The sequence below is a fragment of the Kitasatospora sp. NPDC058492 genome, from assembly GCF_042720685.1.
Taxonomy (GTDB): domain Bacteria; phylum Actinomycetota; class Actinomycetes; order Streptomycetales; family Streptomycetaceae; genus Kitasatospora.
In genome coordinates, this window is the sequence record NZ_JBHXMU010000083.1 from 26,510 (window position 1) to 33,846 (window position 7,337).

A 7,337-nucleotide genomic window follows, 5' to 3' on the forward strand; every position below is an offset into this window, starting at 1 on the left:
TTTCCGCAGGAAGAGCGGCGCCCGACCCCGCGCAGGCGTGCACCACCCAGCGTGCACCACCTGCACACGCGCCCCTCCCGCACGCCCCGGGGTGCCGCCGGGCACGGCACCGGGTGCCCGGCGGGCACGCCCCGGGCCTCCGGCACAATGGCGGCATGCGAGCAGTGGTGCAGCGAGTGACCGAGGCCAGAGTGACCGTGGCCGGAGAGACCGTCGGCGCGATCGAGGGGCCCGGGCTCTGCGTCCTGGTCGGCGTCACCCACGAGGACACCCCGGCCAAGGCGGCCCAACTGGCCCGCAAACTGTGGACGCTGCGGCTGCTGCCCGCCGACGACGAGGGCGTCGAGCAGTCCTGCTCCGACCTCGGGGCCCCGCTGCTGGTGATCAGCCAGTTCACCCTCTACGGCGACGCCCGCAAGGGCCGCCGCCCGACCTGGAACGCCGCCGCCCCCGGCCCGGTCGCCGAGCCCCTGGTGGACGAGGTGGTCGCCCAACTGCGCGCGCTCGGCGCCAAGGTGGAGACGGGCCGGTTCGGCGCCGACATGCAGGTGGCGCTGGTGAACGACGGCCCGTTCACCGTCCTCGTGGAGGTCTGACCGCAGCCGGGCGCACGGGCTACTGCGGGACGATCACGTCCTGGGTGCCCGGCACCGTCCCGGCCAGCAGCACCGCGTCCACCGGGACGTTCCGCTTGACGATCGCCAGCGCGATCGGCCCCAGCTCGTGGTGGCGGGCCGAGGAGGTGACGAAGCCGAGCGGGCGCCCGTCCGGCTCGGCGGCCAGCCGCACCTGCGTCCCGTGCGGGGGCAGCGTCTCCTCGGTGCCGTCCAGGTGCAGGAAGACCAGGCGGCGCGGCGGCCGGCCCAGGTTGTGCACCCGGGCGACGGTCTCCTGTCCGCGGTAGCAGCCCTTCTGCAGGTGGACGGCGGTGCGCAGCCAGTCCACCTCGTGCGGGATGGTCCGGTGGTCGGTCTCGAAGCCCAGCCGCGGCCGGTGGCCCTCGATCCGCAGCGCCTCGTACGCCCAGACCCCCGCCGCCGGGCCGTACCCGGCGGTCAGCTTCGCCAGCTCGGCGCGCGGCACGAACAGGTCTCGCCCGTACGGGAGTTCGCGCACCGCCGCGACGCCTTCGACGGAGGCGGTGGAGCCCGCCGGCAGGTGCACCACGGCGTACTCGGCGGTCGCGTCGGCGACCTCCACCCGGTAGAAGAACTTCATGCTCTCCAGGTAGCCCAGCAGCGCCTCCTGGGTGCCCGGCTCGACGTGCGCCCAGGTGGTGGTGCCGTCGTCGACCAGGTAGAGCGCGTGCTCGACGTGCCCGTTCGGGGAGAGCACCAGCGCCTCGGTGGCCTCCTGCGGCGCCAGCGCGCTGACGTGCTGGGTGAGCAGCAGGTGCAGCCAGGCCAGGCGGTCCTGGCCGGTGACGGTGAGCACGCCGCGGTGCGAGAGGTCGACGAAGCCGGTGCCCTGCGCGAGGTTGCGTTGCTCGCGGAAGATGTCGCCGTAGTGGGCGGCGACGCCCTCGTCGGCGCCTTCGGCGGGGACGGCTCCGGGCAGGCTCAGCAGCGGGCTCTTCATACCGGCCAGCTTACGACCGGCCGTCCGCGAGCTTGGCGGTGCAGTCGGCGCAGCGGCCGAAGATGGCGAAGTGCTTGAGGTCGGTGTCGAATCCGTGCTGTTCGCGCAGGCTGCTGATCAGCGGCTCGGCGATCTCGGTGCCGGTCTCGGAGACCTTGTCGCAGTCCCGGCAGACCAGGTGCAGGTGGTGGTGGCGGCCGGCCAGGTGGTAGGTCGGGGCGCCGTGGCCGAGGTGGGCGTGCGAGACCAGGCCGAGTTCCTCCAGCAGCTCCAGGGTCCGGTAGACGGTGGAGATGTTGACGCCGCTGGCGGTCTGCCGGACGTGGCAGAGGATCTCGTCGGGGGTGGCGTGGTCGAGGCGGTCGACGGCTTCGAGTACGAGCTGCCGCTGCGGGGTCAGCCGGTAGCCGCGTTCGCGCAGGTCGGCCTTCCAGTCGCCGGAGAGCTGCCAGTCGGTGGTGCCGGTGTCCGCCACGGTGCTGTCCCTGCCAAGGTCGGGGGTCCTGAGGCAAGTGTAGGGACCGGCCGGCGGCCGGTCCCTACCTCACGCGAAAGCCGTACCGCTCAGCGGAGCGCCGGGCTCACTTGAAGAACGCGATGCCGTCGTCCGGCAGGTCGTTGATGTCCTTGATCAGCTGGGCCGGGCTGAGCACCTTCTTCAGCTGGGCCGACATGTACGGGCGCAGCGGCACGTTCGGGGCGGCCTTCTCGCCGACCCAGAGCAGCTCCTCGTTGACGAAGCCGTACAGCCGCTTGCCGCCCGAGTACTCCGGCGAGCCCTCGATCCGGGCGACCGCGTCCGTGGAGACGTCGATCTGCGGCTTGCCGTCGGCCAGCTCGCCGTACCAGATCTCCACGGTGCCGTCGTCGCGGACGGAGGAGATCTCGATCCCGCGGACGCCGCTGGTGCCGTCGTGGTTGCTGGTGATGCGCCAGAACGCGTGCTCGTTCTCCAGCGGACGGACCTTCTCGCCCTCGTTGTCCAGCACCCAGGTGCGGGAGCGGAACTCCAGGAAGGGCCGGCCGTCGTGCCGGATCACGATCTCCTGGCCGAAGTTGCACTTCTCGGCGCCAGGGCCCTCTTCATCTGGCAACGGGGCGTAAACGCCCGCGCCCTCCCAGGTGCCGAGGAGGAAGGCGAGCGGGACGACGTCCTTGTGGAGGTCAGAGGGGATCTCGATCATGTTCCTGGTCGCTGTCGTCGTCGGTGTGGGCTGCCTCAACCGTACGGCAGGATCAGCGCTGGCCCTGGTAGAGCTTCATCACCGAGAAGATGGCGAACCAGGTGATCAGCACGGCCATGAGGGCCAGCAGACCGTCGAAGAAGATTTCCAGACCGGACACGGGTGGCTCCCAGGCGGCGACAGTGTGGTGGATTTTGCTGCCGCTCACTCTATCCGCCGGTCATCGGCCGGTCGCGGTGAGCCCCACCACGTCATCGTTCGCGCCGACTCTCCCCCGCCGTCCAAGGTTTCCCCAAGGGATCCTGGGATGACGGCGAGCGGGGGCCGCGAGCCCTCTAAGGTGGCGCCATGTCGAAGAAACTCGTCATCAAGGTCACCGCCGGGGCCGATGCGCCGGAGCGGTGTTCGCAGGCGTTCACCGTCGCGGCGGTGGCCGTCGCCAGCGGGATCGAGGTCTCGCTCTGGCTGACCGGGGAGTCCTCCTGGTTCGCCCTGCCGGGGCGGGCGGCGGAGTTCGAACTGCCGCACGCGGCACCGCTTCCGGACCTGCTGGAGGCGATCCTCGCGAGCGGCTCGGTGACGCTGTGCACCCAGTGTGCGGCCCGCCGGGGGATCGTGCAGCAGGACACCGTCGAGGGCGTCCGGATCGCGGGCGCGCAGGTCTTCGTCAGCGAGATCATGGCGGACAACGTCCAGGCACTCGTCTACTGACGCCTACGGGTGCTCCTCGTGGTCGGGGCGGTCCCGGTCGTGTCCGGGATCGTCCCACTTCGGGTCGTCCCAGCGCGGGTCGTTCCACCAGTCGTCGTCCGGGTCCCGCTTGTTGGCGAACACCGCGGCGGCCGGCGGGATCACCATCGCGACCACGCACATGCCGATCGCGGCGGGCACGGAGAAGAACCTCACCACGCCCCAGGCCAGCACGAACAGGCCCAGGCAGACGCCCATCAGGGCGAAGTAGTAGTGCCGCCGCCGCCTTGTCTGCACGCCTCCACGGTACGACCGAGGGCCCTGCCGCGGCAGGGCCCTCGGTGTACTTCGTCCGCGGATCTGGTGGATCGGGCGGATCAGGTGGATCGGGTCGATCGGGCGCCGATCAGACCGCGATCGCGACCTCGACGGCGGTGCCCTGGGAGGCCACCACCTGACGGTCCACGGTCTGGCCCGGCACCAGCGCGCGCAGGGTCCACTTGCCCGGGCGGGCGAAGAACCGGAACTGGCCGGTCGCCGAGGTGGGCACCTCGGCCGTGAACTCGCCCCCCTCGTCGAGCAGCCGGACGTAGCCGTTGACCGGCTCACCGTCGCGGGTCACCGAACCCTGGATGATCGTTTCGTTCGCCACGTCAACTCCTGCCAGGTCCGGGCCGCCGGCCTTCGCACCGCACATGTCTTGTCTTCCCTTCTGACGACGGTCGAGCCTCAGGCTCAGTTGCTGCCGAGCTCGATCGGCACGCCGACGAGGCTGCCGTACTCGGTCCACGAACCGTCGTAGTTCTTGACGTTCTCCTGGCCGAGCAGCTCGTGCAGGACGAACCAGGTGAGCGCGGAGCGCTCGCCGATGCGGCAGTAGGCGATGGTGTCCTTCGCCAGGTCGATGCCCTCGGCCTCGTACAGCGCCTTGAGCTCGTCGTCGCTCTTGAAGGTGCCGTCGTCGTTGGCGTTCTTGGCCCACGGGATGTTGCGGGCGCTCGGCACGTGGCCGGGGCGCTGCGACTGCTCCTGCGGGAGGTGCGCCGGGGCGAGCAGCTTGCCGGAGAACTCGTCGGGCGAACGGACGTCGACCAGGTTGAGCTGGCCGATGGCCGCGAGCACGTCGTCGCGGAAGGCGCGGATCGAGGAGTCGACAGCCTGCGCCCGGTACTCGGTGGCCTCGCGGGCCGGCACCTCGGCGACCAGGTCGCGGGAGTCCAGCTCCCACTTCTTGCGGCCGCCGTCCAGCAGGCGGACGTCACCGTGGCCGTACAGCTTGAAGTACCAGTAGGCGTACGAGGCGAACCAGTTGTTGTTGCCGCCGTAGAGCACGACGGTGTCGTCGTTGGCGATGCCCTTGGCGCTGAGCAGCGCGTCGAAGCCGGCCTGGTCGATGAAGTCGCGGCGGACCGGGTCCTGGAGGTCCTGCTTCCAGTCGATCCGGACGGCGTTGCGGATGTGGTTCTTGTCGTACGCGGAGGTGTCCTCGTCGACCTCGACGATGACGACCTTCGGGTCGTCCAGGTGGGCCTGGACCCAGTCGGCGTCGACCAGGACGTCGCTGCGGCTCATGGTGGTGTTCTCCATCCGAGGGCGGTGTGCGGAAGGTTCTGCTCGGGAGGTGCTGCCGGGTGCCCGGGCGACTGCGGTCCGAATTCCTGTCCGAATACTGGGACGAGGGTGGTGGTCCGGGCCGACCGGGCGGGGAGCTGCGGGGTGCGGCGGCGACGGCCGGCCGGGGTGGCCGGGCAAGGTCACCGGGAAAATCGGCGGCGGGCTTCAACTGCCCAGCAAAAACGCCGAGTTAGCGCATTCGACACAGACAGGCGGCCACGCGGCACAGGTCGACCGCCCGCCGCTTCGTGAGATCCGTCTGTCGCTTCATGTCGACGATGCTAGGGACACCGGAGGCCCGCTGTCATCAGCGTACCGAATGTCGAGACCAGATAGACCGAATGCTGAGATTTGACCCTTTCATGGCCTGCCGGGCAGACGTCCCGTCCGAGACCGGCGGCCCCGGATGGCCCACAACGGGCGGAAACGACACCGCTCCGCGATCCGCGCCGGACGGCGCGTCTCGCGGAGCGGAACACAAGAAACACAAGAAACGGAAGGAGCGGAAGGAGCGGAAGGAGCGGAAGGAGCGGCACGGGAGTGGAAGTGACCGGCCGGTCAGCCCAGCAGCTTGACGCCCTTGCCCTCGAAGGTCAGCTGCACGCCCTCCGGCAGCGGCGTCGCCCCGTCCTTGTCGGCCAGCTTCAGCCCGGCCGGGAGCGAGTCGAGGGTGAAGCTCATCGGCGCCAGCCGCTGGTCGGTGACCCCGGCGAACATCCCGGCCAGCGCGCTGAGCTGGAAGCCGTCCACCGTGACGGTGCTCCCGCTGTTGTGCAGCGAACCCTCGCCGACCGCGATCGGCCCCAGCGCGGCCTTGATCTTGCCCGGCCCGCCGTACGACAGGGCCAGCCGGGTGTTGCCGCCCACCGGCAGCTTGCCCGCCCCCGACATCAGCTGGGAGGCCGGCGGCAGCAGCTGCGCGAGGTCCGCGTACGAGATCAGGCCGCTGCCGGTGCCGCTGTCCACCGTGGCGCTCTTCAGGCTGTCGCTCACCGTGACGCCGGACAGCCGGGCCTTGAAGGAGCGCAGCGCCACCTGGCGGCCGCCGTCGCCGACGGTCAGGCCGTCGGAGGAGATCCGGACGTCGTCCAGCTTCATCGACAGCGCCTGGGTGAGGAACGGGAAGCCCTCGATCGAGATGTCCGGCCGCTGGCTCATCCGGCCGCTGCTCACCATCCGGTCGGCGGCCTGGTCCTCGGCCACCCCGACCGCGATCCGGTCGGCGCCGACCAGCAGGCCGGCGAGCACCACCAGGCCGATCGTCGCCTTCAGCCATCCGCGCATCGCACTCCCCGTCGTCGCCGGTCGCCCTTGTCGTTCGCTGTCCTCGTTCGGTGTTCCCCGCCCGGCGTTCCCCGCCGGCGTTCCCTGCCCGGTGTTCCATGGCGGCCCCCGGCCGAGGCCGTTCCCGCCCGACCGTACGACGTCCCGCCCCGGAGCATGGTTCCGGAGCGGGACGCGCGGTCGTCGACCGGGTGTCAGCCGGCCAGCAGGTCCGTGGCGATCCAGATCAGCGGCGAGGCCACCGCCAGCGGCAACGCCACACCCGCCGTCATGTGCACGAACCGGGACGGGAAGTCGTACGCCGCGACGCGTCGGCCGACCAGCGCACCCAGCCCCGCCAGCACCCCCAGCGCCGGCGGCGCGCCCACCAGCAGACCCAGCAGCACCGCCGCCGCCAGGCCCAGCACCGGGCCCAGCAGCTTCGGACCGGGCAGCGGCGCCGCGGCCAGCACGGTGGCCAGCGCGACCGCGCCCACCCCGGCCGGCACCCAGTCGGCCACCAGCAGCGAGGTGCACAGCGCCGTCACCACCGTGGCCGAGCCGAGCACCGTCAGCGCGTAGAACCGCTCCTTCGGGTCCGAGGGGCGGAACGTCTGCAGCACCAGGACCAGCAGGAAGAACCCGCCCAGCGTGCCGACCACCGCCGCCACGCTGCCCTCGGAGTCCGCCAGCAGCACCGCCGCGTCCGCGGTCAGCCCGGCCAGCGCGGCGAGCGCGATGCCCTGGCGGGCCGGCCACATCCCGTTCAGCCGGAACCAGCCGGCCGCCGTCAGCACCTGGAGCAGCGCCACCACCAGTGCCAGCGCCACCTGCCCGAGCGCGGCGCCGCCGGCCAGCAGCGCGGCCACGCCGGCGGTGATCAGCGCGGGCTGCAGGCCCGGATCGATGATCGGCGAACCGGTCCGGCCGCGCGGGCCGGCGGGCGGCGCCACCGGCGCGGGCTGCGCCGGGACGGCCGCGTACGGCGGCGCGGCCGGGGCGCCCGCC

At 71.6% G+C, this 7,337-nt stretch carries 11 protein-coding genes; 2 read left to right on the forward strand and 9 right to left on the reverse strand.

The window, feature by feature from the left end; translation table 11 throughout:
• The first annotated feature begins 155 nt into the window (after positions 1-155).
• Positions 156-596 carry a D-aminoacyl-tRNA deacylase gene (gene dtd / locus ACFWPI_RS35465; RefSeq protein ID WP_063348263.1) on the forward strand — a complete coding sequence of 147 codons (441 nt, stop codon included), beginning with the start codon at positions 156-158 and terminating at the stop codon, positions 594-596.
• Positions 597-615: 19 nt separating this feature from the next.
• Here dtd and ACFWPI_RS35470 read toward each other — a convergent pair whose 3' ends face one another.
• The 3 genes from ACFWPI_RS35470 to ACFWPI_RS35480 form a co-directional block, all read right to left on the reverse strand.
• Positions 616-1,578 (reverse strand): folate-binding protein YgfZ, encoded by a 963-nt coding sequence (locus ACFWPI_RS35470; protein ID WP_063348264.1) that lies wholly within the window; start codon positions 1,576-1,578, stop codon positions 616-618.
• Between the two features lie 10 nt (positions 1,579-1,588).
• Positions 1,589-2,053, reverse strand: a complete 465-nt coding sequence (locus tag ACFWPI_RS35475) for a transcriptional repressor (protein ID WP_363376753.1) — start codon at positions 2,051-2,053, stop codon at positions 1,589-1,591.
• 106 nt (positions 2,054-2,159) lie between these two features.
• Positions 2,160-2,762 carry an FABP family protein gene (locus ACFWPI_RS35480; protein ID WP_063348266.1) on the reverse strand — a complete coding sequence of 201 codons (603 nt, stop codon included), beginning with the start codon at positions 2,760-2,762 and terminating at the stop codon, positions 2,160-2,162.
• Between the two features lie 348 nt (positions 2,763-3,110).
• On the opposite strand from ACFWPI_RS35480, the gene ACFWPI_RS35485 reads away from it, so the two are divergent.
• Positions 3,111-3,473, forward strand: coding sequence for a DsrE family protein (locus ACFWPI_RS35485; RefSeq protein ID WP_063348267.1), 363 nt, complete (start codon positions 3,111-3,113; stop codon positions 3,471-3,473).
• A 3-nt stretch (positions 3,474-3,476) separates the two neighbouring features.
• On the opposite strand, the gene ACFWPI_RS35490 is transcribed toward ACFWPI_RS35485, so the two are convergent.
• The 6 genes from ACFWPI_RS35490 to ACFWPI_RS35515 form a co-directional block, all read right to left on the reverse strand.
• Positions 3,477-3,749 carry a DUF3099 domain-containing protein gene (locus ACFWPI_RS35490; protein ID WP_079135696.1) on the reverse strand — a complete coding sequence of 91 codons (273 nt, stop codon included), beginning with the start codon at positions 3,747-3,749 and terminating at the stop codon, positions 3,477-3,479.
• Between the two features lie 109 nt (positions 3,750-3,858).
• Positions 3,859-4,149, reverse strand: a complete 291-nt coding sequence (locus ACFWPI_RS35495; protein WP_030059605.1) for a DUF1416 domain-containing protein — start codon at positions 4,147-4,149, stop codon at positions 3,859-3,861.
• Positions 4,150-4,187: 38 nt separating this feature from the next.
• Positions 4,188-5,024 carry a sulfurtransferase gene (locus ACFWPI_RS35500; RefSeq protein ID WP_350885168.1) on the reverse strand — a complete coding sequence of 279 codons (837 nt, stop codon included), beginning with the start codon at positions 5,022-5,024 and terminating at the stop codon, positions 4,188-4,190.
• Positions 5,025-5,256: 232 nt separating this feature from the next.
• Positions 5,257-5,337, reverse strand: a complete 81-nt coding sequence (locus ACFWPI_RS35505; protein WP_350517234.1) for an Ms5788A family Cys-rich leader peptide — start codon at positions 5,335-5,337, stop codon at positions 5,257-5,259.
• A 287-nt stretch (positions 5,338-5,624) separates the two neighbouring features.
• The gene (locus tag ACFWPI_RS35510; RefSeq protein ID WP_380378127.1) at positions 5,625-6,350 is read right to left on the reverse strand and encodes a DUF2993 domain-containing protein; all 726 of its coding nucleotides are present in this window, start codon (positions 6,348-6,350) and stop codon (positions 5,625-5,627) included.
• A gap of 194 nt (positions 6,351-6,544) precedes the next feature.
• Positions 6,545-7,337 (reverse strand): hypothetical protein (locus ACFWPI_RS35515; RefSeq protein WP_380425276.1); only part of this gene is annotated, 793 nt, incomplete at its 5' end.

Excerpts from the sequence above, each read along its gene's own strand:
- dtd (WP_063348263.1), top strand. The coding sequence starts at position 156 with ATGCGAGCAGTGGTGCAGCGAGTGACCGAGGCCAGAGTGACCGTGGCC.
- ACFWPI_RS35470 (WP_063348264.1), bottom strand. The coding sequence starts at position 1,578 with ATGAAGAGCCCGCTGCTGAGCCTGCCCGGAGCCGTCCCCGCCGAAGGC.
- ACFWPI_RS35480 (WP_063348266.1), bottom strand. The coding sequence starts at position 2,762 with ATGATCGAGATCCCCTCTGACCTCCACAAGGACGTCGTCCCGCTCGCC.
- ACFWPI_RS35485 (WP_063348267.1), top strand. The coding sequence starts at position 3,111 with ATGTCGAAGAAACTCGTCATCAAGGTCACCGCCGGGGCCGATGCGCCG.
- ACFWPI_RS35495 (WP_030059605.1), bottom strand. The coding sequence starts at position 4,149 with ATGTGCGGTGCGAAGGCCGGCGGCCCGGACCTGGCAGGAGTTGACGTG.
- ACFWPI_RS35500 (WP_350885168.1), bottom strand. The coding sequence starts at position 5,024 with ATGAGCCGCAGCGACGTCCTGGTCGACGCCGACTGGGTCCAGGCCCAC.
- ACFWPI_RS35505 (WP_350517234.1), bottom strand. The coding sequence starts at position 5,337 with ATGAAGCGACAGACGGATCTCACGAAGCGGCGGGCGGTCGACCTGTGC.
- ACFWPI_RS35510 (WP_380378127.1), bottom strand. The coding sequence starts at position 6,350 with ATGCGCGGATGGCTGAAGGCGACGATCGGCCTGGTGGTGCTCGCCGGC.